This window comes from Aquimarina besae, from assembly GCF_042434905.1.
Taxonomy (GTDB): Bacteria; Bacteroidota; Bacteroidia; order Flavobacteriales; family Flavobacteriaceae; genus Aquimarina.
Genome location: NZ_CP170199.1, coordinates 3,171,843 through 3,196,992 on the forward strand (window position 1 = coordinate 3,171,843; position 25,150 = coordinate 3,196,992).

Here is a 25,150-nt window from a genome sequence, read left to right on the forward strand (position 1 = left end):
ATTAACAAAAAAATATCACAAATTGAGATTTCCCTTTAATCAATGTCCAAAAAATCCTTTTTATCTAATATTCGGATGTATTATCGTTTAGACTTTTCATGAATGCAATAATATCATTTATTTCATTTTCTGTTAGGTTTAAAGGATCCGATGGCAATGTTTGATATTCTTCTTCGATACCAACCCCAGCTCCTCCACCACGGTTGTAAAAATCCATCACTTCTTCCAGTTTGTTGTAGACTCCGTTATGCATATACGGAGCAGTTAATCCAACATTGCGTACTGTGGGAGTCTTAAAAAAATGCTTCCTTTCCGGAGTTTTATAAACCTCGTATCTACCTAAATCATCACTGATAATTGCACCGACCGTGTCTTTGTATTTAGGAACACCGATTAGTTCCATTTCAGATTCTTTATAATCCGGCGGAACAGTGCCATTAAACAATGGTGCAAAATGACAAGTTGCGCACTTGGCTTTTCCATTAAACAGATTGTAACCATTAATTTCATTTGATGAAAGCGTATTTTCTAAACCATTGATATTTCTATCAAATTTAGAGTTGAAAGGAATCAGGCTTCTTATATAATTGGCTAAAGCATTTCTAATATCATTGTTATTAATTTCACGATTAGGATATACCTTGGCAAATTGTTTTACGTATTCTAGATCATTCATTACTGCTTTTTCTAATGTTGCTAAATCCGAATGAAACTCATTATCATTTTCAACCACACTTATGATCTGTCCTTCCAAGCCACCGGCTCTTTTATCATAAAAAAAATCCTGTTGCAGCGCTGCATAAAGTAGGGTAGGACTATTTCGGGTAACGCCCTTAGCTATTTTTAGACCATCAGTAAAGGCTTTTTCAGGCTGATGACAGGTTGTACAACTTATATTTTTACTTTTAGAAAGATTAGTATCGTAAAATAATTTCTTACCTAAGAAAATCATTTCATCCGTTATTTCTTTATGATTTCTATCCGCAAAATAGGTTACATTAAAGGTTTGATTGGAAAAAAGCGAAGGCGCGTCATTTTTTATTGCCAATTCAAAAGGGAATGTTACATTCCAATCAGTTACTGTTTTATTCCATAGTTGTAGCTGATGATTTGTTCTGTTTTTAATGAAATGATATCTATCAAACTCGTTAAAATCTCCAGTTAAGGTTTTTATGGTAGTTTGTATCTCATCTTCCCAATTTTTCAATAAGTTTTGGTCATGAAACTCATTTTTAAACATTGATAAATACGTCTGCAAACTTTGATACACTATTCTTGAGTCCTCTAAAGAGTTTTCGAGAACCGGAGAGTCAAAACCGGTTATGCCCGTTAGCGCTATTCTCACTATAGCTTTTTTAAATAACCAAAGAAAATGATACTGTTTTAAATGATCAAATCCCGTATTCTTTTGTACGAGCTTTAATCTACCAGAAACTAAATTAACGTGCTTAAAAATAGTTGAGGTATCTATTTGATCCACAAAAATTTCTTCTTCCAGTACTTGGTAACCACTTGGTGATTTGATTTTTATATCCGTAAAATCTTCTTCTTCAACTTTTAGAATGTTTGGCTGATTCAAAAAACCATAGTTTTCAATATCCAAAGCCGACAACACAGGTTCTAACTTTTTAAAATACTTTCTGGACTCTTTAAAATAATATTCAATTTTTGCTGGATTTTGTTTTATGCTGTCCAAATGTGCAATTGCTAAATTGATATCGTTCTCAAATTGTTGGTGCATTTTGGTATTGAAAGGGATCTTAGTAGTCTGTGCTGTTTTTCTTTCTTTTTCGCAAGAAAAAAGAAAGAAAAACGCGAAGAGGCTCATCATAAGATAAGCCCCCTTCTTAATTATGTTAGTGAACAATAATTTCATGCGATTCATATATTTTATGAATGATCTATCTTCCTAATCCTTTAATGACATACATCATACTACCTTCTTTTCTACTATCGGCAACATTTGGATTTGCAGTAGGATCGGTAAAAGGAGTACCGTCAGCTCTTTCCCAACCGTGGTTTTGGGTAATTAAAATGAATGTTTCATCCACACCGATAATATCAGTTATATCGATCATTCCTGTAATTTCCCATGTTCTATCTGCTGGTCCGTATCCTTGTGCGGCGGCATTTACCTGATCACATTCTAATACAGCCTTTAAAACTCCAGTGTTAAGATCATACTGATATAATCGTGCATAATGAGCTGAAGCAGGTTTAAAATCTTGTATTCCATTAGGGTCTTCCTGAATATACGCATAGTTTTCAGTTACTAAAATATTATCAGGACTATGGAAGGCTTCAGCTTTACCTCCTTCTTTATCTCCATCAAGCACACAGGTTATTTTTCCAGCCCCTGTAGGATCATTTTCGTTTAAAACTACTTTGTACACTCTTCCAGAACGGGTACCTTTTCCTATAAGGTCTGGTTTATCTCTTCCTGTAACAGCTAGATACAGTTCTCTGTTATTAGCAGCAGAGCCTCTTCTCCAATCAATATCTTCCAATCGAGAGAATCCCATTACACCTTTTGATTTGGCTTCAGCATCCAATAAATCAATATTTTTTTCTGTAAGTTCTACAAACTCCATATCATATGCAGTTCCTTCTTCCATATCCATTTCGTATGTAATACCAGGTGAAGTTACTTTTAAACCATATAATTTTCCTCCCTCAAGATCACCTCGATTGCCAACATACATTCCTAATTGACCTGATGGTATTTCATTATTACTATTGTCATCTCCTATAAATACAACCGTTTTATCAGGATACGCATCTTTTCCTATAGCCACTGCATTTTCGGTAGACCATTGTCCCATAGCAGTCAACATTCTTGGAGTTGAGGCAACGGCAGGATCTCTATATGGATCTGTTGCAAAAACTCCTTTAGAATTTCCTCCCCATTCTCCACCAGATAAGTATATGGGACCAAAACCGTGTTCCTCCGGAGTAACCATTGAACCAGAACATTGAGCTGTTTCTGCGGTGGCTACTGCGTTTAATATATGCTCTCCTTTAATAGGTTTAAAGGTCTCATCAAGAGTGATACGCGCTATTGCGTAATCTGCTTCTATATTATTGATCAAAGTATACGTTCCATCTGCATTGCGCAATAAACCTGCTCCATCGGCCATAGATCCGTAAGTGAAATTCGGAATATACGTGTCTTCTGACGAAAGTAAATTGTAAATTTCAATATCTGTAAACCCAGACATTTTCTTTAAAAGAACCGGTGAATTTGATCTGCTTTCCAATTCAATTAATTCTCCGATAGGTGGAGTTGTATTATTGTCATCGTCTTTACAAGAGATCAGTACCAAACCGCAACTTAGCGCAAGTAGTTTTAAGTAGTTTTTCATGATTGTGTGAATTTTTGTTTTCACAAATTTACTGTGACCGCTTGCGGATTCTCTTTACCGTAATGTTTTATGTTTATTAAAGAAACATCAATCTAATGTTTAGAATGTAAACAGATTGTTATTCTTTAGAATAATTCTAAGTTAAAATTTTTCAAAAACACCTAATCCAAATAATGCGTAGTCATATTTTACAGGGTCTAAGGGGTCTAATAACCTTAAGTTAACATCAAGTTCGTATAGCGCTTTACCATCGTTTTGTTTTCTACTTAGTAAGTTTAATTTTCTAGCAACGTTACCCGAATGCACATCTAAAGGACAAGATAATTGTGTAGGAGATAGATTTTTCCAGACTCCTAAATCTACACCAGCTTTAGCATCTCGTACCATCCATCTAAAGAACATATTGATCCTTTTTGCTGCAGAGTTTTTATGCGGATCACTTACGTGTTTTTGGGTTCTAGACAGATGCGGTAAAGTGAAGAATTCTTTTTTAAAATAGTGGATAGCGTTTTGCAAATGTGTTTCACTACCGAATTGTTTAAAAAAGCCTTCTATATCGCCATACTTACGATAGATATTTTGTAATGCTTTTATAAAATAAGTAAGATCTGTACTATTAAAAGTTCTGTGAACAAAACCTTCCAAATTTTCAAGATCTGTATCTGTATGATTTTGTACAAAATCGTAAGGAGCATTTCCCAGAAGCTCCATTAACTTATGCGCATTATTGAGAATGCTTTTACGATTTCCCCAAGAAATGGTCGCCGTAAGAAAACCGGCTATCTCAATATCTTCTTTTTTGGTAAAAAGATGGGGTATCTGAACGGGATCTGTTTCTATGAATTTTGGTTGTTCATAAAAGAAAGCTTTTTCGTCAAGAAATTCTTTAAGTTCAGTTTTGCTTAGTTTCTTCACAAGGTATTGTTCAGAGTTGTAGTTTCTATAATTGAATTAACTATTCTAAGTTTTATCAACTATTTTACCATCTACCATCACTAATTTTCTATCTGCCATATCTGCTAATTCTTCATTATGGGTTACAATGACAAAAGTTTGACCATATTGATCTCTCAGTTTGAAAAATAATTTATGTAAATTCTCGGCAGACTCACTATCCAGATTTCCAGAAGGTTCATCGGCAAAAATTACCTTTGGATTGTTAATTAAAGATCTGGCAACTGCAACTCTTTGTTGTTCTCCCCCGGAAAGTTCACTGGGTTTGTGATCGCATCGATGTTCGAGGCCTAAAAAACCTAATAATTCTTTTGCTCTTTTTTCTGCTTCAGCTTTTGGTACTTTTTTGATAAATGCCGGAATGCATACATTTTCTAAAGCTGTGAATTCAGGCAGTAGTTGATGGAATTGAAAAATAAATCCTAATTGTTCGTTTCTAAATTTGGATAGTTGTTTTTCTGAAAGAAAATTGATAATATTATTATTTATGGATAAGTCACTTCCCTTAACTTCTGAAGCTCTATCCAGTGTTCCAAGAATCTGTAGTAAGGTAGTTTTTCCTGCACCAGAAGCTCCTACAATAGAAACAATTTCACCTTCTTTTATATGTAAATCAACACCTTTTAGTACGTGTAAATCCCCGTAATTCTTATGAATATTCTTCGCTCTTATCATCTATTTAGTTCTTGAAACCGTGAAAGTAACTAATATCCTAAAAATCGCCAAGATTATCCTTTAAAAGAACCTTTTAAATTATTAATGTCAAGAAAATAAACAACTCTTAAGGACAATGTGTGCTGAATAGGTTGCCCAAAAAGATTATCAAGACTATCTGTATAATTGATGGTGGAAAGTTCATCCTGATTAAAAATCTGATTACGATAGAGTAGGGTTGCCTCGCTACCAGGAGCAAATCTCCAACTAAAACTTAGATCCAGATTCCAAATATTAAAATTCGTATTTGGATCGTTTGCAGAAGTGTCATAATCCGTTTGTGTTCGTGTACCATCATCATTCAGTACATAAAACACATTTTCAGTATAATCCGCAGTACTCCAAAAGTTTCTAAATCGAAGATTAATTGCTTTATACGGATCAAAGTTATAGCTTGCACTCAGTGAATTTTCTACAGTGGTAATGTCTCTTTGTCCCAGGAAAATATCAGTTTCATTATTATCAATGTAACCAAAATTTCTTTTTCTGATGGAGTAGTCTGTGGACCAAATTACCAAGAGTTTATCTGAAAATCTATACCTTGGAGAAAGGTTCATACTATACGTTTGTTGATCATCTTCAAACCAATTACGATGAAATAACCGTACATCATAAGCAAACTTTTTACGGTAATCAGAGGAAACCCACATATTTACTCCAAGGTTTTCGCTAAAAGTTACAAACCGACCATCTACTCTTGGTTCAAAATAATCATCAGTATCAGAGTCATAAATAGTAAATCCACCGAAAGCGAAACGTTCTTTGGTTACAAAAAACCAATCTACACCTATCGAGTTAGATGTTTGAACACTGGGTTCGTACAATCTACGATGTCTTGCAAAAAGGTTAATTCGATAATTATTAAATACTTTAGTAGGCTCAAAGATTTGATAAGATGTGCTTATTCTAAAGCTATTAAAGTTATTTCTAAAGTTTACTCCCAGGTCATTAATATCAAAAGTCGTATTCGCCAAGTCGTGACCAAAACCATATCTCCATTTTCCTTTAATACGATCAAAATCTAATTCGGATCTAAAGCCAGCAATGTTATCACCAGGAAGATTTACTTGACTTACAATAGATCGACCTGTAAGACGATAAGAATTTGCTTTATTAGCTAGATTCCAAACCAAACCAGTTACGTTTGCATCTCTAAAATCACTACCGTTACGGGTAACATTAGTATTGATTAAGGATAAGGAAGAATTGTTGTTAAATTGCTGATCCAATACAAAAATGTTATAATTGGCTAATGGTTCCACAACTTTACTTCTTTGATTTCCCGTAATTGTATCTGTGATACGAACCTCAGTTTTTTCGGTTACAGCATTAAAAAAACCAATTCCAAGATTTCCTTTGGTTCTTCCAGAAATTTTTAGCGCATTCAATAAATTTACTTTTGTAGGGTTGTCTTCTGCTATTTCATTTTCATTTAGATCATCACTAGACACAAAACCAGTTGGGCCATTACCTACACGGCGGGAAAAGAAAATGTTTCCTTTATTGAAAAGTTCTGTTCCTTCAGTAAAAAATTGTCTATTTTCTCCAAAAGTTTGTTCAAAAGGTCCCAGATTAAGGCGTACTTCATCAAAAGCTGCTTGTCCAAAGTCAGGTATCAATGTTGCATCCAGAGTAAAGCTGTCACTTAGTCCATATTTAACATCTAATCCTGCACTGAAATCAGTTTCTGTTTCTCCATCAATGCTCGTTCCCAAACCTTGAACAAATGGAAAAAAGGTTAGTCTCAAAGGAGGATTAATATTTTTTACTCCTTTCACCAATCCATTATATTGTGTACGCTGCCCAACTTCATTATTTATAAAGTTCCAGGAATGTGTCTCATTTCTATTTTGTAAACGTCTGTAAAAATTGATGCTCCAATCTTGTACTTCAACTTCTGGAAACCGCAAAGCATTATATGGTATTCTGAATTCTGCGTACCAACCTTTTTCATCATAAGATATTTTGGCATTAAAAACCACGTTATAGCTAAAATCCTCACTAAATTGATCCGCTCGTGCATCTCCTATTGTTCCTGCACTTGTAATAAAAAACCGTGTTTCGTTGATCCCGTCATTGTAGGTGTTTATCGATATGTTGAAAAAATCAGCCTGTGCAAATACATTATCTCTTTGACTAAATTGTTTTAGGATTTTATCAGGTTGATCATCATATAGATAGGCTGCAAAATATACAGCTTTGTTATCATAAGCCATTTTAACTTCAGTTCGAAGATTTTCCGGAATTGTTCCTTCGTTTCCTGGCTGCCACATTCTAAAATCTCCTGAGGCGGGAATGTCTTTCCACACCTGATCATCCAGAATGCCATCAATTTTAGGAGGGTTTGTGATTCTTTTTGCAGTAATTTCTTTTTTTTCCTGACTAAATAAAACAAATGTATGCAACAGCACAAGCACACTTATGATAGGGCGTAGTTTTTTATTCATGTTTTGTAAAAAAATCCTTACTTTTTCGACTTACTTGCAAAACTAGGATTGTACAACTACATGACATACTAATGAAAAGTTAAAAAGTATTACGACTGTTTAGTATATGCGTACATTAGTTAAACAATATTTACATTTTAACAATACTATGGGAAAAAATAACTTGGAGATAGCAGTTTTTGCGGGTGGATGTTTTTGGTGTACCGAAGCAGTTTTTCAGAGATTAGAAGGAGTGCATAAGGTGATATCGGGATATACAGGGGGAACTATAAAAAATCCTGCATATCGAGAGATTACTACCGGACGAACAGGTCACGCAGAGGCAATTAGAATCGAATATGATTCAAAAATCATTAGTTATCAAGAGTTATTAGAAGTTTTTTTTGCTACTCACGACCCAACGACATTAAACAGGCAAGGAGCGGATCGAGGTACTCAATACAGAAGCGCAATATTCTATAATAATGAAGAACAAAAGGAGCAGGCTCAATCTATTATTGAAAATCTAACGGCCGAAGGAGTTTTTGAAGATCCTATTGTAACAGAAGTAAGTGAACTTGGTGCTTTTTATAATGCCGAGGATTACCACCAAAATTATTATAATCAAAATAGTAATCAAGGATACTGTCAATTTGTGATTAACCCAAAACTAAGTAAATTGCAAAATACTTTTAAGAATAAATTAAAGAAGGAAATACAGAACTAATAACGATATAATGCCATATAATAAATTCGAGGAATATAATATAAAAGTTACTGACGATGTCAAGAATAAATTTAAATCCATAATCACAGACCTAGGAGAGGATGTAAACAGAGAAGGAATTGAAAAGACTCCTGAACGAGCTGCAAAAGCTATGCAATTCTTGACGCAGGGTTATCACCAAGATCCTGAAGAAATTCTAAGAAGTGCAATGTTTAAGGAGGATTATGATGATATGGTAATCGTAAAAGATATTGAACTCTATTCTTTATGTGAGCATCATATGTTACCCTTCTTTGGTAAAGCACATATAGCGTATATTCCTAATGGTCAAATTGTAGGCCTAAGTAAATTACCGAGAATAGTGGATGTTTTTGCCAGACGGCTACAGGTACAAGAGCGACTTACTCATAACATATTGGAGTGTATAAATGAAACCTTGAAGCCTAAAGGTGTCGCTGTGGTTATTGAAGCAGCACATATGTGTATGATGATGCGTGGCGTACAAAAACAAAATTCGGTAACAACTACCTCAGGATTTAGGGGCCAGTTTGAGAAAATTGAAACCCGTACAGAGTTTTTGAGATTGATTACTGCGGATTTGGCATAACAATTTTTTGGCATTTTTTTTGTTATATCTTTAGTAAATAGAAACTTATGAAAAAAGAAAAATATAATTTATTAAAAAAAGGTCTCATTTATGATATTATTGGAATGGCCTCTCTAGCAGTTCCTTTTATTGGTCCTTTTTTAGATATTTTGTGGGCGCCTTATGCTGCAAAAAAGATGATGGATATGTATCCAGGAAAGAAAGGAAAAATAGCTTCGGTTATTACTTTTATTGAAGAAATTATTCCGGGCACAGATATTATTCCTTCATTTACATTAATGTGGATTTATACTTTTGTACTTAACAAAGAGGATATTTCAGAAAAGGATTCGAAAATTATTGAAGTTGAAATCGTTAAATAAACTCTTATTTGTAGATAGCTAATCCTTTAAAAATCGAGCGAACCCCATTCTGCGGAGCATTTTTTTCTCGAACCACCAAAAAAATTTAAATTGTCCAAATAGCCATCCTACGATTAATAAAATTACCTGATATATTGGGAATATTAATAATATTCGAAGAGGCCAATAAATCCAACCATTTGTAGTTTCCCTACTTAAACCAAGAAGCGTTAGTATAGGGTCAGAGACCTGAGCTGCAGTAGAACCTGTAATTGCAAATGCTATAAAAATGGCAATTAGTTCCCAACGGTACGTAACATTCCATTTTTTTTCTAATGCATCAAAAATCCTTAATGTTAAACCTAGTAACGGTATAAAGAGAAATATAGTTATTAATGATACCGCCAGAACATAGGAATCATCAGTTGCTGATAATTTTAAAAGACCAAATACTAATCTTTTACTAATTAAGAATGCCGAAATTAATAATCCTATTAATCCAAGGAAAGGAAAAAGAAGTTGCCAGTTGGCATTAATTTCCCAACGATCTTTAAATTTTTGCATGGGGCTAAAATACGACTTAAACTTTTTGTGTCAAAACCTTTAGCCTCTACTTACAAAAAATTTCTGGTTATACCGTTGTTCAAAATATTTAAAATAGTTAAAAAGAAGATAGTTTACTTCATATCCATAATCGGTATATTGATCATAATTTATCTGCTGTATGTATAAGTTAGGATTGAATCGTTGCGGCTGAACTACTCTTTGATTGTACTCAATTACGTACTGTCGATTTCTAACTTCCAAAAATTGTTGATTATAATATCCTCTGGGTTGTTGGGTAACTAACCAATTATTAAAACCAGGTTCTATAATGATGATCTCGTATTCTAAATCATCATTTGCAATTCTCAACGTATCTGAGATATCATTTGTGGATGTAGCATCCAGCTTTCTGTCTTTAGTAGTTCCACAACTATAGATGCACAACGCTATAATAAATATATAAATACTGTTTTTCATAACTAATGTACAAATTACAAAAAGTAGATTGAATACTATTTGTGTTTAACATTTTTATATTATCCCTGATAATAGCAAAAGAGTCTTGATATTTGATCAAAACTCTTTTACTGTGTTTTATTAAATATTTCTATCTTATTTTCCGAAAAGCCCACCTAGTAATCCACCAAGCCCGCCTTTTTTCTTACTAGAGCCTATAACAATATCTGCAACATCATCAAGAACACTACCATCTCCATCAGAATCAATAAGAGACATAATTAGGCTTTGATTTTGTTTTGGTTGTCCACCAAGCATACTTCCTAATAAAGAAGTTAGTCCATTAGAATCGTTTACATTGTTAGCACGAGTTTGTTGACCCAATACACCCATTAGAATAGGAGCTGCAACTTTAAGGATTTGGCCAACGGATCCGGCATCGATACCTGATTGCGAACTCAGAGCATTTTCTACCTCTGGTTGTTTTTGTCCAAGGATATGTCCTAGAATTCCAGCTCCATCCTGCATAGTGTTTTCATCAACTCCTCCGTCAAACAATCCACCTAGGTTTTGAAGAATCCCTCCATCGTGTTTGCTCGACAAGGCATTCATCAAACCAGAGGCACCTTCTGGAGTCGAAGCGTTTTTTTTCATTGCGCCCATTAAAACTGGTAACGCCATACTGAGTACATCGGCTGTTTTACCTTCGGATTGACCAGTTTGGCTACTAACTCCACTAATCATTTGTTTGCCAATATCACTATTTAATAAATCTAATAATCCAGACATGTTTTATAAATTTTTATTATGTGATTTAAATTTACATTTTTTAATAATAAGAACTTCATTTTAGCGTGTCAATTTTATTTGTTTAATCGATTAAGTTGACTTTTACTCGATGAAATATAGACTTTTTGGAAATCAGCCATTTATATTTATTTGTATTGAATACTATATGGATTTTAGAATAATCAGGTTTTTAAAAAAAATACAAGAAGAATGCGGGTAACTTTTTTTCTGAGATATGTTACTAAGAAATATAATCAATAAAAACTAAAATATTCATGAAGGATAGATTAATAATTCTTAGTAAAATAATTGTTTGGATCTTAATATTTATTATTCAGCCAAATATAAGAGGGCAGAGTGTTTTGTCCTCATCAGGTTACTCGATGTCAAGTAAAGTAGTTGTTTTAGATTATACAATTGGTGAGCTAGCAACAATTGATCTTCAAGGTTCTGAAATTGATTTATTTCAGGGTTTTCATCAAGGTTTAAGAATTGATAAGGCTGAGGAAAGTAAAAATCCTAATGTACAGGTGAAAGTTTGGCCTAACCCTACAAAAAATGTATTTATCTTAAAAACAAATTCTTCTGAAATATCATATTCGCTATATACTTCTTTACTGCAAAAAACTTCTGTGAAAGGAAAAGTTTCTAAAGAATCCGAACAGTCTATAGACATCTCTAATTTACCCTCTGCGACCTATTTACTGCGTGTAACCGATATAAATAATCATTCCAACATATATAGAATTTTAAAAACTAACTAATCAATTTATAAAATGAAGAACTTAATTAAAGTATTATGTTTTCTCTTTATTAGTATTTTGCAAGCACAAGCTCCAAAATCATTCAATTATCAAGCAGTAGCTAGAGATTTTTCTGGTGCAGTGATAGTAAATAAGGAAATAAGTGTACAGTTTAAAATAATTAAAGGAAATGCTGTTGGTAAAGTACTATATCAAGAAATGCATAGTACTGTAACCAACAATTACGGATTATTTACGCTTAAAGTAGGAGAAGGAAAAACTAAAAGTTCTGGTGGTTTAGGAACTATCTCTTGGGCTGAAGATTCTCATTGGCTAGAAGTTGCCATTGATATTGAAGGAGGCAACTCCTTTTCGGTAATTGGAACTTCACAATTATTAAGTGTTCCATATGCTTTACACGCAGAAACAGTGACGAATGATAAAGATACTCAATATACTGCGGGTAAAGGATTGCAGCTCATAGGTAATGAATTTTCTTTGATAAATGTCGATTCAAATGGAAAACAGGTTAATGGAAGTTCTCCTTTCTCAACAACATCAGCTGTTACATCAAATGTTTTGGGAGATATAAGTCGTGATAGCTTTGTTTTTGGTAGTAGTAGTATAAATGATGTTTCGGGAACTAATGATGATAAGAGAGTGATTTTCTGTAAGAATGAAGGGGCTTTTAGAGCTGGAGAGGCTAGGGGATCGCAATGGAATATTACTAATATTGGTGACTGGTCTGTTGCGTTTGGGAAAGATAATATAGCCTCAGGTACATATTCATCTTCATTTGGTTATTTAAATACAGCTAAGGGTATTTCTTCAATTGCTACAGGATATAGATCTGTTGCCAGCGGTAATTATACGATTGCATTAGGGACGTTTGCAGAGGCTTCTGGATTCATATCTACTTCAATTGGATACGATACAGATGCCATAGGAAAGTATTCTACAGCCTTAGGCTTTAGAACAAAAAGTAGTGGTGAAAAGTCTGTTGCAATTGGTGATGAATCAGAGGCTAGCGGAATAGGTTCTGTTGCTTTAGGACAAAAATCTAAAGCTTCGGGTGATCAATCTTTTGCTGGCGGTTCTTTTGCTACTGCTGAAGGTTCAAATTCTGTAAGTTTTGGTTATAACTCGATTAGTCGAGCACCAAATTCTTCAACATTTGGATCTAACACAGAGTCGACTGAACAAAATCAATTTGTTATCGGGCAGTATAATTTTATTAATAATGTAAATCCTAATGTTTCAGGACCGAATAGTAGACTTTTTGTAATAGGTAATGGACTTTTTTCCAGTGCAAGAAGTAATGCTTTTTATGTGGAAAGAAGTGGTAATGCAGTATTGGCAGGAACACTTACGCAAAATTCTGATCGTAGATTAAAGGTGAACATAACTCCTCTTAAAAGTACTTTGGAAAAAATAGAATACATAAATGGTGTAAATTATGTTTGGAAAGATACTAAAAAGAGAGGTGACGCTTTACAATTGGGGGTAATTGCCCAAGAGGTACAAGCGCAGTATCCAGAATTGGTTAAAGAGGATGAAGAAGGAATTCTAAGTGTAAATTACAATGGTTTAGTACCTGTACTACTTGAAGCTATTAAGGAATTAAAGTCTGAGTTAGAAGTAAGCGAAAGGCAAAATAAAAACTTGTCTGATGAACTTTCTTTATTAACATCAAAGGTCAATGCTATCATTTCTGAACTTGACATAGATATTACAAAAGGCTAATAAAGAAATTATTTTTGTTAATCAATAAAAACGCCTCCTTAAAGGAGGCGTTTTTTGATATTGTAAATCGTTTATTTAATAAAAATTACTTTAGGATAGCGATGATTTGCTCGGCAAGTTCCTGGCCAATTCTGTCTTGTGCTTCTCCTGTTGCAGCACCAATATGTGGTGTTAATGATATTTTATTATTCATTAAAACTTTTATCGCAGGATTTGGTTCGTTTTCGAATACATCAAGACCTGCAAAACTCAGTTTGCCATTCTCTAAGGCTTCTACCAGTGCCACTTCATCAATAACCCCACCACGAGCGGCATTGATCAATCCCGCCCCATTTTTCATTAGTTCTATTTCAGACTTACCAATTACATATTCTTTTTGAGCAGGAACGTGTAATGTAATAAAATCAGCTTCTTTAAGGACTTGTTCTTTAGAAACTGTTTTTATTTTAAAATTTATTGATTGACCATCAAAAAATTCTAATGGGATGTCTACTTCTTCTATAAAAGGATCATAAGCAACAACGTTCATACCTACACCAATTGCGATTTTGGCTGTTGCTTGCCCGATACGACCGATTCCTATCACACCAAGGGTTTTCCCTCTTAATTCAGTACCGGCAGCGTAAGCTTTTTTAAGGTTCTTAAATTTACTATCTCCTTCTAGTGGCATATTTCTGTTGGCATCGTGTAAGAATCGAACGCTTCCATATAAATGAGCAAAAACAAGCTCTGCAACCGATCCAGACGATGCAGCAGGTGTGTTGATTACGTGCAAACCTTTTTCACGAGCGTATGCAACGTCAATATTGTCCATACCAACACCACCACGACCTATAATTTTTAATGAGCTACAGTTATCAATAATATCTGTTCTGACTTTGGTTGCACTACGCACCAATAATACATTTATTTCGTGTTTATTAATATAGTCAACCAATTGATCTTGTGCTACAGTGGTGGTTTGCACTTCGAATCCAGCTTTTTCCAGCGCATCAATACCGCTTTTTGATACTCCGTCGTTTGCTAATACTTTCATTTTTAAAGGTTTAATTTTTAGTTTTAAGTTTTAAGTTGTGTAAAGAAAGATTATTATGCTTTTCGTTCTAAGTCACTCATTACGTCTACAAGAGCAGCTACACTTTCTATAGTCATGGCGTTATACATGCTGGCTCTGTAACCTCCAACACTTCTATGTCCATTAACACCACTGATACCTGCTTCTTTCCACATAGCATCAAAGGTTTCTTTAAGATCTTCATCTACCAGAGAAAAAGTGGCATTCATAATAGATCTGTCCTCTTTTGCAGCAAATCCTTTGAAAAGAGGGTTTAATTCAATTTCAGAGTAAATAAGTTTCGCTTTTTTCTCATTTTGCTCTTCGATTGCAGCGATACCGCCTAAATTTTTCAACCATCTAAGAGTAAGCATAGATACGTAAACGGGAAATACCGGTGGAGTATTAAACATGCTACTTTTACTTATATGTACTTGGTAATCCAGCATGGATGGAATTTGTCGTTCCATCTTACCTAAAATATCTTCCTTCACAACTACTAAGGTAGTTCCTGCTGGCCCCATATTTTTTTGAGCTCCTGCGTATATTAAACTAAATTTGGAGAAATCAAGTTGTCTTGAGAAGATATCACTACTCATATCGCATACCAAAGGTGCATTGGTAGTAGGAAAATCTTTAATTTGTGTGCCAAAAATGGTGTTATTGCTTGTACAGTGCAAATAATCTAAATCCTCTGGCACATCATATCCTTTTGGGATATAGTTATAGTTTGCATCTTTAGAAGAAGCTACTTCAATAACTTCCCCAAAAATCTTAGCTTCTTTCATCGCTTTATCGCTCCAACTACCTGTGTTAATGTAACCGGCTTTTTTCTGTAATAAATTATAGGCAGCCATTAAGAATTGTGTGCTGGCTCCTCCCTGAAGAAAAAGTACCTTATAGCCTTTACCTTCTAGCCCTAATAGTTCTAAAGCTAAGCTACGCGCTTCTTCCATTACATCTACAAAATCCTTACTACGGTGCGAAATCTCCAAAATGGATAACCCAGAGTTGTTAAAGTCTAATACAGCCTGAGATGCTTCTTTGAATACTTCTTGTGGTAAAATACAAGGTCCTGCGCTAAAGTTGTGCTTTTTCATCAGTAGTTTTTCTAGTTTTATATTATTTACTTTTCTTGTTGTTTTCCGGCTCCTTAAACCGGTAAGAAAAAACACCACAAAGGTGCTAATAATCTAAAACAAAATCATTGTCAAAATGATAAATTATTTAATCAATTTTTGTTAAAAATTCAATAACATCAATATTATCTGCGTAATCTGATAGCGCAGGTTGCTGTGTTGTTCCAAAATCAATACTGTTATCCGAAAAATTATCACTTACTATACATTGTATTTTGTCTTTGTCAGCTTCAAATTTTTGTATCAATTCATCTTTAGAAGTATAAGTTTCATAAAAAAGTGTGGCAATCGGAGAACTATAACTTGCATCTTCTTTTAGCATTAGAAAACCATTTTCTAACAGCTTAAAATCGCTCATTAAATATACGGTCTTGTTATAGTCGTAATTATTAGCATATTTGGCTCCATTGATAATAGTATTGTAGGGATACATGGATTTAAAAAATAAGTCAAAATCGTAGCCGTCAGGAACCATAAGTTTAGAAACACTTCTACATCCCAATCCGTAATATCTAAATATATCTTCACCTAAAGCTACTAGCTGTGCCTTAGATTCATTTCCTGTTAGTACGGCGACAGAATTTCTGTTTTTACGGATGATGTTAGGTTTATTGCCAAAATAGTGTTCAAAATATCGAGCCGTATTATTGCTTCCCGTAGCAATGACTGCATCAAAATCGGTAAATCTTTCTTCAGTAAAAGAAATTTTTTCTTTAAATCCAGGTTCTACAGCGATGAGATAATTAGCGAGATATGGTAATAATTGATTGTCGTTAGACGATTGTTTGACCAATACACTATGACCACATATCAGTACGGAAATAAAATCGTGAAATCCTACCAGAGGAATATTTCCGGCCATTATAATCCCTATAGTCTTCGTACTAACGTCTTCAACTGAATACGAAGATATCCATTGTTCGATAGTATCTTTGGTAAGTATTTTACTCCATTGCATCAACGAAAACAAAATATTTTCTTCGGTAAACCAGCCATTATGATGTTTAGAAGATTCTATTTTTTGAATCATTCCGTCAAAAAAATCGTCGTTACATTTAATGTTGCTAATCTTCTCATAACCAGTATTTTTGAATTGACTTAAGAACTTGCCTAATTCTGAAAAAGCGGTGATTCGATCATTTAATCCCATCTCTAATTTGTTTATCACTAGTTTACGAGTTATTTTTGTAATGCAAATTTAGAATAAAAAAGAGCTATGGCAATTATAATAACAGATGAATGTATAAACTGTGGTGCTTGTGAGCCAGAATGCCCAAATACTGCTATTTATGAAGGAGCTGATGACTGGAGATATGCCGATGGGACTGATCTAGAGGGTGATGTAGTACTTCCTGGTGGTAAAGCGGTTAACGCAGAAGAAGCCCAGGAGCCTGTGAGTGATGAGATATATTATATTGTACCGGATAAATGTACAGAATGTAAAGGTTTCCATGAAGAACCTCAATGTGCTGCTGTATGTCCTGTAGACTGTTGTGTGCCTGATGAAGATGTAGTTGAAACAGAAGAGTTTTTATTACAGAAACAAGCATTTATGCACAAAGAATAAGAGACTAGTGGATAGATATTTACTACAAACCTATCGTTTAGATAGGTTTTTTTATACTCATTTTTTAAATTTTAGTATTTTCGTCAAGAATTTAACCTCAAATCTAAACATGAAATTATGAAAAAATTAGTATTCTTTATTTTATTGACGACTATCTCAGTTACTTCGTATGGTCAATATCGCTGGGAAGTTTCTGGTGGACCAACATTTTCTAAACTTAATTTTGAAAATGTAGATTCAGAAATTGGTACAGGTTTTTATTTTAATGCAGGGTACGGTTATCTGATGGGTGTTCGTGCGAAAACTAGTTTTGTTTTTTCATTAGATCTAGTGCAACGTTCTAGTGAGATTGAAGGTTCTGGTGAATTTAAGGCTTTACAAGTTGGTTTTAATCCTAAGTTTAGATATTTGTTCGGAAGAGGGAAAGATCGTTTTAGAGCTTTCGTAAATGTAGGACCTTCTTTTAGGCTGAATACTAAGTTTGAAGTTTTCGGAGAAGAATTAGAATCTGATGCTTATGAACAATTAGTAATAGGAGGTGTTTATGGAGTAGGTTTTTCTCAAATGATAGGCGAAATGTTTGATATCTTTTTTGAAGCAGGTGTGATGAACGACTTTACCAATAATTTAAGCGATGGAGTATTAATTTCTCGATTTACTGATAATAGTAAATTCTTCGATATTTATGCACGAGTAGGTGTGCGTTTCAGAATATACGATGCGAGACGTTAAAATCTTATAGAAATATGAATTGTAGATCCTGCTTCGGCAGGATTTTTTATTCAACTATGTTTAATTTTTTGTAAATTAGTTACTTACAAGCACATTTAAAAGAATATTAATATGCCAAATTGGGGATATATAGCGATTATTATTCTTGGGTTTTATATTGCTGCTAGTATCGCACTATACTATTTGCAAGAGTATTTTATCTTCAAACCTGAGAAATTAGATAGGGATTTTGAGTTCCATTATAACAATCAGGTTGTTGAAGAATATAATCTAGAAACACGTGATGGTGCTGTTATAAATGGACTTCATTTTAAAGTCGAAAATCCCAAGGGTGTAGTTTTATACCTTAAAGGTAATTCTAAAAGTATTAAAGGTTGGGGTAAATTTGCGGTTGATTTTACCAGACATGGATACGACGTATGTATGTTAGATTATAGGGGTTTTGGGAAAAGTACAGGCAGACGATCTTTTAAGGCAATCAAAAGAGATCTGCAATTTGTGTATAATAAGCTAAAAGAAAAGGTAGATGAAAAATACATCATTTTATACGGAAGATCGATGGGGTCTGGTTTTGCTACTAAACTAGCTTCTATAAATAATCCAAAAATGTTAATTCTGGATGCACCCTACTACAGTTTAAGTAAAGTAGCGGCCAAGTTTATCCCTTTCATGCCGGTTTCTCTAATTATGAGATATCCAATTCCTACATATAAGTGGTTGAAATACGTGAATTGCCCGATTCATATTATACACGGGACACACGATAAATTGATACCTTTTAAATCCAGTATTAAATTATCTAAAATAAAACCTAAACTAACCCGATTGTATACGGTCATTGGCGGAGGACATAAAAATCTGAATAATTTTGAATCTTATCACCGTATGCTTGGTGAGATTATAAATTCTAAAATGAGAAAAATAAACCTTTCTAATACTAGTATTGGTGTTCGACACTCTTCAAAAAAAGTAAATGTCCAAGCTTAAAAAAGTCCTAATTTGGGCACTAGCATTATATGTTATAGGGTTAGGATTAGTAAGCTTCTTTCAACATAAAATAATATTTCAGCCTAAAAAACTTTCACAAGAATATATATTTGAGTTTGAATATCCATTTGAAGAAATATTTATTGAAACTAATGATGGTGAACGCTTAAATGCTATCTATTTTAAGAATAAAAATCCTAAGGGAGTGATTTTATATTTTCACGGAAATAAAGGATGTCTGTCCAAATGGGGAAATATAACTTCTTTCTTTGCTAAAAAAGAATATGATGTAATTGTTATGGACTATAGAGGTTATGGCAAGAGTACGGGTGCCATCACTGAAGAAAATCTGTATGCGGATGCTCAGCTCTTTTATGATTATGTGTTAGAAAAATATGCTGAAGATCAAATAGTTGTTTATGGTAGATCCCTCGGAACCGCAATTGCTACAAAGGTAGCTTCTACAAATAAACCGCGTAATTTAGTGCTAGAAACCCCTTATAACACTATGGAGGAAGTCACTTCACATTGGCTACCAATCTTTCCGGTCAAACAGATATTACAATTCAGATTTCCATCGAACCAATTTATTCAGAAAGTACAATGTCCTATTACTATATTTCACGGCACCAAAGATGGCGTGATTCCTTACGGTTCTGCTAAAAGACTTTTTGAAAGTATACCAATATCAAATAAGAGAATGATAACGATTGAGGGAGGCTCACATAATGATTTAATGAAATTTGATAAGTATACAAAAACAATTGGTGAAGTTTTGAGTAAGAAAATTTAAAGAAATAGCCCGTCACATTGAGCTTGTCGAAGTGTGCCAAACCTGGATTTATTTATCCTCGACAAGCTTCAATGTGACAGTGCTTTTTTAGAAATTAAAATCCAGTCTGGCGTAATAAAATGCTCCGCTAAATCCCATTTGTACCGCATCCCAATATCCGCCAGCTTCTGTTTCTCCATCATTTTGTTGATCCGGATATTCATTGGTAATGTTATTTCCACCTATCGTAAGTTTAAGTTGATCAGTAAATTCATAACCAAGCGTAAGATCAGCGGTAATTTTAGCACCGTATTCATCTTCTGAATCAGTGAAATCTACTAAGGTGATATCACTAAACCTTGTAAGGCCAAGGCCAGCATTAAATTTATCGGTATCATAGTTCAGGTTCATTGCAAACTTGCTTCTTGGAGCAGACGCTAGTAAAAATGCTTGCTCTCTTTTTCCAAAAAAGATGTCTGGATCCAAATCGGTATTAACAGCGGTAATATACATGTTATTGACGTTTCCGGCTAAGACTGCGGATATGTTTCCGAAGCTGTAGTTACTTTTCCAGGAAAGAACAACATCCATACCTACCGTTTCGGTGTCAACACCATTCGCAAAGAATTGAGCTTCATTTACATTGTCAAAATCAGTTGCTTCAAAAGTACCGGTAAGTACAATACGATCCTTAATATCAATATAATAACCGTCTACGGTAGCAGATAAATCACCTAACTTTGCAGTGACACCTAATGATGCATTAATAGAAGTTTCTTCTTTTAACCGATCAATTCCGAAAGAAGCCGTAACAGGACTATTGTTTGGGGATAATAAGGTTTCTGTTGCAATACCTCCTTGAAAATCTGTAAATCTAAGGTTGTAATAGATTTGTGCTAAGGATGGTGCTCTAAATCCTGTGCTTACAGATCCTCTAAAATTAATATCTTCTGTAGCTTTTATCCTAAAAGCAAGTTTCCCGTTGATGGTGCTTCCAAAATCGCTATAATTTTCAAATCTGGCGGCTCCGGCTAATAAGAAAGCATTTGTAATATCTAATTCTGCATCTGCATAGAATGATAAGTTTGTCCTGGATCTATCTACTTCGTTGGCAGGACTGTAACCTGGAAAACCTTGAGAACCACCTGGTCTTTGAATTGCTAAAGCGTCAATACGTTGTCGATCACCTGGATTCGTGACAACAACTAATGGGAAATTACCATTAGCATCAGCAACATCGGAATAGGCTACATAATCACCATTCATATTTTGTGCTAAACCATCATTATCAATGAATAAATCGGTCAATATTTCATTTCCGACAGTGTCGAAATTTGTGGCGACAAAATTACCATTAGGTCTCCAATAGGGTAAATTTCTAAAATTAGTACTTGGAGTCACTATTTCTCCATTCGCGTCAAATGTTCCGTATGATCCTGCTTCTCCAGCAAAAATTATAAAATTCTCAGTTCTGTATTCTGCTCCAAAGGCCAGGTTTAAACCTTTGGCAAGTTTGGGATAATACTTAGAGAAGTCTAAATTGATTGTATTTTGACTTAAACTATGTCCTCCGGCATCAAATTCTGTAGGAGAATTTGTTTCTAGTGAGGCATTTAATGTTCCTTCAATGAAATAATGGAAATTGTTTTTCCCCCACGTATTGCTAAGATCAATTTTCCAGCCATTCTCGGTTTCGGTTCGTACCCCGGCAGAAATAGAATTGTCTATAATGTTAGAAGTGATTCGTGGCGTAAAACCATTGGGATAAATTTCAGTAACAACACGTTCACCTCCATTACGAGTAAAGGCAAAAGCATCGGTGTCACGATAATTTCTTCCACCAAAGGCATATAATTCTGTCTTTTCTGATAGCGGAACATTGGCGTTGGCAAAGAAATTAAATCCATCGATAGCTGCCTCACCAAATCCTCTTCTAAAATCAAATCCTGGTCTAAGAGTCTTGTTTTTGCTTAAATATTCTGTCGTAAAATTGATATATCCTTTATCGCCAATACCTACTCCATAATTAGCAGTAACTTTAACAGATCCACCGTCAAAATCTTGATCATCTCCAATGCGGTTTCCGTCATTTTCTGTATCAAGACGATTACCATCCGTATTAGGAGTTCCTTCGGGGAAATCACCTTTTGCGTTGGTGTTATAAGCTCCATAGCTGATACTACCGCTTAGTTTATCAATATTATCTTTCAGGACAATATTAATAACTCCTGCAATCGCATCAGAACCATATTGTGCAGCGGCACCGTCTCTTAATATTTCAATTCTTTTGATAGAAGTAGCCGGAATGGCGTTAAGATCTGTTCCAGAATTCCCTCTACCTCTGGTACCAAAAATATTTATTAGAGAAGAAGAATGTCTTCTTTTCCCATTAATTAAAACCAGTGTTTGATCTGGTCCCAGACCACGTAAACTGGCTGGGTCAATATGATCCGCACCATCAGAACCTGATTGTTTGGTGGCATTGAATGAAGGAGCAGAATATTGTAGTAATTCATTGATTTCAATTTTACCGCTTTTTGTTACAATGTCTTGCATATCAATAATGTCTACTGCTACCGGTGTATCCGTAGCGGTACGTTTTGGACTTCTGGATCCCACGACAATGATAGTACTGAGAGCTTCACCTTCTAGCAGAACTACGTCAATTATGTCTCTGGCGCCTACCGGAACTTCCTGAGTTTGAAAACCAACGAAACTAAATACCAGAATTGCATTATCATCTACAGCAATTGTATATTTTCCGTCATCATCTGTTGTTGTTCCTTTATCAGATTCCTTTTCTACAATATTGACAAAAGGAATAGGTGATCCGGAAGTGTCTGTTACTGTTCCTGTAACAATTCGTTGGCTAAATCCTAAACTAGTGAATAAGCCAAATAAAATGAGTGTGAGTTTTTTCATGTAATAATATTTATTGGTTTAAGATTTAAAGATATTCAATAAATCTTAAAGCAAGAGGGTGCACACTACTTATTACAAGTTTTGAGTAATCGAATACTAAAACTTGATGATTTTTAAAATTTACTGAATCATTTTTGACAAGTCTTCTTTATCAAATTACTCAATTTCCGGTTGGTTTTGAAGTAGAAAAAAAATCAGTAAGACTGGCTTACTAATAGAAGTGGTTGATTAGCAAAAGATAGAGTGTGTTTAAATAATAAAGTAACACTGTTTGTAGAATTTTTCGTGTGATTTTGAGGTTGGTTTAGATTCAGTAAACGCCTGCTAAAATTATTAATATGAAAAAAAACTGATAATTATTTTACGAAAACGTTTGCGAAGTGTTAAAAAAATAGTAATATTGAAAAATTGGTTAACCAATTTAATCAAATCGGTAGTTTAAGGGAAAAACGTTAACATTTTTAAAAAATTACTAACAAATGAAAAAATTACCAATCATTAGGGGAAAGTTGTTTTACTCGTCATTTATCAGTATGTTCTTATTGTTACTATTTATTTTGGCTGTTAGCTGTACCAATGAACAAATTGAAGATGAAGTTTTAGAAGGAATTAAGGATGATTCTGAACTAAAGGCTCCCGTACTACTTCAAAATCCAGGATTCGAATCAGGTGAAGTGGGTTGGGGTGACAATGAAAAATATGCTATTTCTGGGGATGAGCACTCAGGATCTAAAGCGGGTAAAGTTACCAGCTCATCAGGTAAGATCGAACAAGTTGTAAGTGTAAATCAAAATACTAATTATATCCTAAAAGCTTGGGTATATGGAAATGGAAAACTCTCTATAGGCGGCCAAATTAGTGATTTTAATACCAGTAGTTATAAAGAAATTGCTATTTCATTTAATAGTGGAAGTGCATCTTCAGTTACGATTTTAGGAACACGAGATAGTGGAGATGTTCGTTTTGATGATTTTACACTTATCAGTTCTGAAACTGGTGATCAAACTGAATCGGATAAGGTCGTACCAATAAATGTCTCTGCCAACGGCAATCAAACTGGTTATGGACCAGAAAACACAATAGACGGAGAAATTGAAAATACAGAGTCAAGATGGTCATCTAATGGATTTACCGGTAAGTACATCACATATGATCTAGGTGTTTCAAAAACAATATCAAGTTTAAAAATAGCTTGGTTTAAAGGAGATGAAAGAAAAGCATATTTCAAAATTAGAGCGGGTAACTCAATATCCTCTCTAAGTACGGTTTATGATGCAAAGACAAATGGAAGTAGTGGTAGTACCGAAGGATTGGAGATCTATAATTTTGATAGTATAGAGGCAAGATACGTAAGAATATCTTGTTTCGGTAACTCCAGTAGTAGTTGGAATAGTATCATAGAAACAGAAATTTATGGAGAAGTTGGTAACCAAGGAGATACAACTCCTCCTGGACCTGTTTCGGAATTAAGAGCAACAGCTGGTGATGGTTCTGTTTCTTTAAGTTGGAATAATCCTGAGGACGCTGATTTTAATAACATAAGTATTATGTATGCTGGTGAAAATGTTACCACATCTGGCGAAAACAGAATTATTAGCGGTTTAAATAACGGAACATCATATACTTTTACCGTAGTAGCATTAGATAATTCAGGAAATACATCGTCCCCAAGAACAATTTCTGCTACTCCGGAAGGTAACACTAGTGGGGATACTAATCCTTCTGATATTTTATTTAATTTGGATCAATGGAAAATTACATTCCCACTTGATGGAAATGGAAAGGATAGTACGAATGATAGTAAGTCAGGAAATAACTGTAATGATAGAAATAGAAATGCCTCTGATAGTGAAATAGAAATGGGAGATCTTATCGGACGAATTCCTACACCTTATGCTGAGTATTTTTATGTAGAAGGAGATGAAGTGGTTTTTAAAGCACATTGCGGTGGAGCAACTACTGGAGGATCAAGCTATCCAAGATCAGAGTTAAGACAAATGCCGGGAGGTAATGATAATTATTGGAGTATGCAGGACTATCAATATCTAGATGTGCGTGTTAGAGCAACACACTTACCAGTAGAAAAACCAGAAGTGTCTATGGTGCAGATTCACGGTCCAGGTAATGAGCCTTTGCGTATCGAGTATAGGTCAGATGAGCAAGGGTTACACGTCGTTCAAAACGATGATATTGAAGTGGATAATGTGTTGCCTTATAGTTTAGGAGAGCAATTAAGAGTTACAGTTACCGTTCAAAATGGTCGAGTTTACTGTAGAATAGAAAATGAAAGTCGACCTAGTTTAGATGCTTGGACAGATGATTGGAGATCCGCAGATAGTACAGGATATTTTAAAGTAGGATGTTATACACAATCCACAATGTTCCTAGAAGATTGTAAATCAGGAGAAGGGTATAATAATGAGTCTCCGGATGCTTATGGTGAGGTTAGAGTTAAGGATATGACATTGAGTGTTACGTATTAGAAAGTAGTATATGGTTGTAAAATTCAAAAAAAAAGACTGCTCGAAAGAGTGGTCTTTTTTCGTTATCGTTGTATATGAATTAAGTA

22 protein-coding genes are annotated in these 25,150 nt (G+C 34.4%); 10 read left to right on the plus strand and 12 right to left on the minus strand.

From position 1 onward, the window contains the following. Positions 1 to 64: 64 nt before the first annotated feature. The 5 genes from ACE94K_RS13890 to ACE94K_RS13910 form a co-directional block, all read right to left on the minus strand. Positions 65 to 1,831, minus strand: coding sequence for a cytochrome-c peroxidase (locus ACE94K_RS13890; RefSeq protein WP_378173315.1), 1,767 nt, complete (start codon positions 1,829 to 1,831; stop codon positions 65 to 67). Between the two features lie 70 nt (positions 1,832 to 1,901). Continuing rightward, on the minus strand, positions 1,902 to 3,362 hold the full coding sequence (locus ACE94K_RS13895) for an alkaline phosphatase PhoX (protein WP_378173317.1): 1,461 nt from the start codon (positions 3,360 to 3,362) through the stop codon (positions 1,902 to 1,904). A 141-nt stretch (positions 3,363 to 3,503) separates the two neighbouring features. Continuing rightward, positions 3,504 to 4,277: a TIGR02757 family protein gene (locus ACE94K_RS13900; protein WP_378173320.1), complete on the minus strand. Its 774-nt coding sequence runs from the start codon at positions 4,275 to 4,277 to the stop codon at positions 3,504 to 3,506. Between the two features lie 45 nt (positions 4,278 to 4,322). Continuing rightward, entirely contained in the window at positions 4,323 to 4,991 is a 669-nt protein-coding gene (locus tag ACE94K_RS13905; protein WP_378173323.1) for an ABC transporter ATP-binding protein, read from the minus strand. Positions 4,992 to 5,044: 53 nt separating this feature from the next. Continuing rightward, a complete protein-coding gene (locus ACE94K_RS13910; protein ID WP_378173325.1) occupies positions 5,045 to 7,477 on the minus strand; it encodes a DUF5916 domain-containing protein in 2,433 nt (810 codons plus the stop codon). A gap of 148 nt (positions 7,478 to 7,625) precedes the next feature. On the opposite strand from ACE94K_RS13910, the gene msrA reads away from it, so the two are divergent. Genes msrA through ACE94K_RS13925 form a run of 3 tightly spaced genes read left to right on the plus strand, consistent with a single transcriptional unit; the run spans position 7,626 to position 9,152 of the window. Further along, positions 7,626 to 8,183, plus strand: coding sequence for a peptide-methionine (S)-S-oxide reductase MsrA (gene msrA, locus ACE94K_RS13915; protein ID WP_378173328.1), 558 nt, complete (start codon positions 7,626 to 7,628; stop codon positions 8,181 to 8,183). Positions 8,184 to 8,193: 10 nt separating this feature from the next. Beyond that, positions 8,194 to 8,790: a GTP cyclohydrolase I FolE gene (folE, locus tag ACE94K_RS13920; protein WP_378173330.1), complete on the plus strand. Its 597-nt coding sequence runs from the start codon at positions 8,194 to 8,196 to the stop codon at positions 8,788 to 8,790. A gap of 47 nt (positions 8,791 to 8,837) precedes the next feature. Continuing rightward, a complete protein-coding gene (locus ACE94K_RS13925) occupies positions 8,838 to 9,152 on the plus strand; it encodes a hypothetical protein (RefSeq protein WP_378173333.1) in 315 nt (104 codons plus the stop codon). An 18-nt stretch (positions 9,153 to 9,170) separates the two neighbouring features. Here ACE94K_RS13925 and ACE94K_RS13930 read toward each other — a convergent pair whose 3' ends face one another. From ACE94K_RS13930 to ACE94K_RS13940, 3 genes are all read right to left on the minus strand, one after another. Next, positions 9,171 to 9,695: a DUF6787 family protein gene (locus ACE94K_RS13930; RefSeq protein ID WP_378173335.1), complete on the minus strand. Its 525-nt coding sequence runs from the start codon at positions 9,693 to 9,695 to the stop codon at positions 9,171 to 9,173. 39 nt (positions 9,696 to 9,734) lie between these two features. Then, positions 9,735 to 10,154, minus strand: coding sequence for a DUF6146 family protein (locus ACE94K_RS13935; protein WP_378173338.1), 420 nt, complete (start codon positions 10,152 to 10,154; stop codon positions 9,735 to 9,737). A 135-nt stretch (positions 10,155 to 10,289) separates the two neighbouring features. After that, complete coding sequence (locus tag ACE94K_RS13940) at positions 10,290 to 10,922, minus strand: DUF937 domain-containing protein (protein WP_378173340.1); 633 nt, start codon at positions 10,920 to 10,922, stop codon at positions 10,290 to 10,292. Between the two features lie 275 nt (positions 10,923 to 11,197). On the opposite strand from ACE94K_RS13940, the gene ACE94K_RS13945 reads away from it, so the two are divergent. Next, positions 11,198 to 11,686, plus strand: coding sequence for a T9SS type A sorting domain-containing protein (locus ACE94K_RS13945; protein WP_378173343.1), 489 nt, complete (start codon positions 11,198 to 11,200; stop codon positions 11,684 to 11,686). Between the two features lie 12 nt (positions 11,687 to 11,698). Then, entirely contained in the window at positions 11,699 to 13,408 is a 1,710-nt protein-coding gene (locus ACE94K_RS13950) for a tail fiber domain-containing protein (protein ID WP_378173345.1), read from the plus strand. Between the two features lie 85 nt (positions 13,409 to 13,493). On the opposite strand, the gene ACE94K_RS13955 is transcribed toward ACE94K_RS13950, so the two are convergent. From ACE94K_RS13955 to ACE94K_RS13965, 3 genes are all read right to left on the minus strand, one after another. Continuing rightward, the gene (locus tag ACE94K_RS13955) at positions 13,494 to 14,444 is read right to left on the minus strand and encodes a D-2-hydroxyacid dehydrogenase (RefSeq protein WP_378173348.1); all 951 of its coding nucleotides are present in this window, start codon (positions 14,442 to 14,444) and stop codon (positions 13,494 to 13,496) included. Between the two features lie 53 nt (positions 14,445 to 14,497). Further along, the gene (gene serC, locus ACE94K_RS13960; RefSeq protein WP_378173350.1) at positions 14,498 to 15,562 is read right to left on the minus strand and encodes a 3-phosphoserine/phosphohydroxythreonine transaminase; all 1,065 of its coding nucleotides are present in this window, start codon (positions 15,560 to 15,562) and stop codon (positions 14,498 to 14,500) included. Between the two features lie 127 nt (positions 15,563 to 15,689). Beyond that, a complete protein-coding gene (locus ACE94K_RS13965) occupies positions 15,690 to 16,751 on the minus strand; it encodes an acyl-CoA reductase (protein WP_378184290.1) in 1,062 nt (353 codons plus the stop codon). A 66-nt stretch (positions 16,752 to 16,817) separates the two neighbouring features. Between ACE94K_RS13965 and ACE94K_RS13970 the strand changes: the two genes are divergently transcribed. The 4 genes from ACE94K_RS13970 (at position 16,818) to ACE94K_RS13985 (ending at position 19,680) form a co-directional block, all read left to right on the plus strand. Next, the gene (locus tag ACE94K_RS13970) at positions 16,818 to 17,168 is read left to right on the plus strand and encodes a 4Fe-4S dicluster domain-containing protein (RefSeq protein WP_378173353.1); all 351 of its coding nucleotides are present in this window, start codon (positions 16,818 to 16,820) and stop codon (positions 17,166 to 17,168) included. Positions 17,169 to 17,285: 117 nt separating this feature from the next. Next, positions 17,286 to 17,900 carry a hypothetical protein gene (locus ACE94K_RS13975; protein WP_378173355.1) on the plus strand — a complete coding sequence of 205 codons (615 nt, stop codon included), beginning with the start codon at positions 17,286 to 17,288 and terminating at the stop codon, positions 17,898 to 17,900. A gap of 111 nt (positions 17,901 to 18,011) precedes the next feature. Continuing rightward, positions 18,012 to 18,887 (plus strand): alpha/beta hydrolase, encoded by an 876-nt coding sequence (locus tag ACE94K_RS13980; RefSeq protein WP_378173358.1) that lies wholly within the window; start codon positions 18,012 to 18,014, stop codon positions 18,885 to 18,887. Continuing rightward, complete coding sequence (locus ACE94K_RS13985) at positions 18,874 to 19,680, plus strand: alpha/beta hydrolase (protein ID WP_378173361.1); 807 nt, start codon at positions 18,874 to 18,876, stop codon at positions 19,678 to 19,680. The genes ACE94K_RS13980 and ACE94K_RS13985 overlap by 14 nt, the downstream gene beginning before the upstream one ends. Positions 19,681 to 19,767: 87 nt before the next feature. Here ACE94K_RS13985 and ACE94K_RS13990 read toward each other — a convergent pair whose 3' ends face one another. Next, positions 19,768 to 22,581 (minus strand): TonB-dependent receptor domain-containing protein, encoded by a 2,814-nt coding sequence (locus ACE94K_RS13990; protein WP_378173363.1) that lies wholly within the window; start codon positions 22,579 to 22,581, stop codon positions 19,768 to 19,770. Positions 22,582 to 23,060: 479 nt separating this feature from the next. Between ACE94K_RS13990 and ACE94K_RS13995 the strand changes: the two genes are divergently transcribed. Next, on the plus strand, positions 23,061 to 25,064 hold the full coding sequence (locus tag ACE94K_RS13995) for a polysaccharide lyase family 7 protein (protein ID WP_378173366.1): 2,004 nt from the start codon (positions 23,061 to 23,063) through the stop codon (positions 25,062 to 25,064). Positions 25,065 to 25,150: the final 86 nt, after the last annotated feature.

Bases quoted from the DNA above. Each gene is read 5' to 3' on its own strand.
- ACE94K_RS13890 (WP_378173315.1), bottom strand. From the start codon at position 1,831: ATGATGAGCCTCTTCGCGTTTTTCTTTCTTTTTTCTTGCGAAAAAGAA.
- ACE94K_RS13895 (WP_378173317.1), bottom strand. From the start codon at position 3,362: ATGAAAAACTACTTAAAACTACTTGCGCTAAGTTGCGGTTTGGTACTG.
- ACE94K_RS13905 (WP_378173323.1), bottom strand. From the start codon at position 4,991: ATGATAAGAGCGAAGAATATTCATAAGAATTACGGGGATTTACACGTA.
- ACE94K_RS13910 (WP_378173325.1), bottom strand. From the start codon at position 7,477: ATGAATAAAAAACTACGCCCTATCATAAGTGTGCTTGTGCTGTTGCAT.
- msrA (WP_378173328.1), top strand. From the start codon at position 7,626: ATGGGAAAAAATAACTTGGAGATAGCAGTTTTTGCGGGTGGATGTTTT.
- folE (WP_378173330.1), top strand. From the start codon at position 8,194: ATGCCATATAATAAATTCGAGGAATATAATATAAAAGTTACTGACGAT.
- ACE94K_RS13925 (WP_378173333.1), top strand. From the start codon at position 8,838: ATGAAAAAAGAAAAATATAATTTATTAAAAAAAGGTCTCATTTATGAT.
- ACE94K_RS13930 (WP_378173335.1), bottom strand. From the start codon at position 9,695: ATGCAAAAATTTAAAGATCGTTGGGAAATTAATGCCAACTGGCAACTT.
- ACE94K_RS13935 (WP_378173338.1), bottom strand. From the start codon at position 10,154: ATGAAAAACAGTATTTATATATTTATTATAGCGTTGTGCATCTATAGT.
- ACE94K_RS13940 (WP_378173340.1), bottom strand. From the start codon at position 10,922: ATGTCTGGATTATTAGATTTATTAAATAGTGATATTGGCAAACAAATG.
- ACE94K_RS13945 (WP_378173343.1), top strand. From the start codon at position 11,198: ATGAAGGATAGATTAATAATTCTTAGTAAAATAATTGTTTGGATCTTA.
- ACE94K_RS13950 (WP_378173345.1), top strand. From the start codon at position 11,699: ATGAAGAACTTAATTAAAGTATTATGTTTTCTCTTTATTAGTATTTTG.
- ACE94K_RS13955 (WP_378173348.1), bottom strand. From the start codon at position 14,444: ATGAAAGTATTAGCAAACGACGGAGTATCAAAAAGCGGTATTGATGCG.
- serC (WP_378173350.1), bottom strand. From the start codon at position 15,562: ATGAAAAAGCACAACTTTAGCGCAGGACCTTGTATTTTACCACAAGAA.
- ACE94K_RS13965 (WP_378184290.1), bottom strand. From the start codon at position 16,751: ATGGGATTAAATGATCGAATCACCGCTTTTTCAGAATTAGGCAAGTTC.
- ACE94K_RS13970 (WP_378173353.1), top strand. From the start codon at position 16,818: ATGGCAATTATAATAACAGATGAATGTATAAACTGTGGTGCTTGTGAG.
- ACE94K_RS13975 (WP_378173355.1), top strand. From the start codon at position 17,286: ATGAAAAAATTAGTATTCTTTATTTTATTGACGACTATCTCAGTTACT.
- ACE94K_RS13980 (WP_378173358.1), top strand. From the start codon at position 18,012: ATGCCAAATTGGGGATATATAGCGATTATTATTCTTGGGTTTTATATT.
- ACE94K_RS13985 (WP_378173361.1), top strand. From the start codon at position 18,874: ATGTCCAAGCTTAAAAAAGTCCTAATTTGGGCACTAGCATTATATGTT.
- ACE94K_RS13990 (WP_378173363.1), bottom strand. From the start codon at position 22,581: ATGAAAAAACTCACACTCATTTTATTTGGCTTATTCACTAGTTTAGGA.
- ACE94K_RS13995 (WP_378173366.1), top strand. From the start codon at position 23,061: ATGAAAAAATTACCAATCATTAGGGGAAAGTTGTTTTACTCGTCATTT.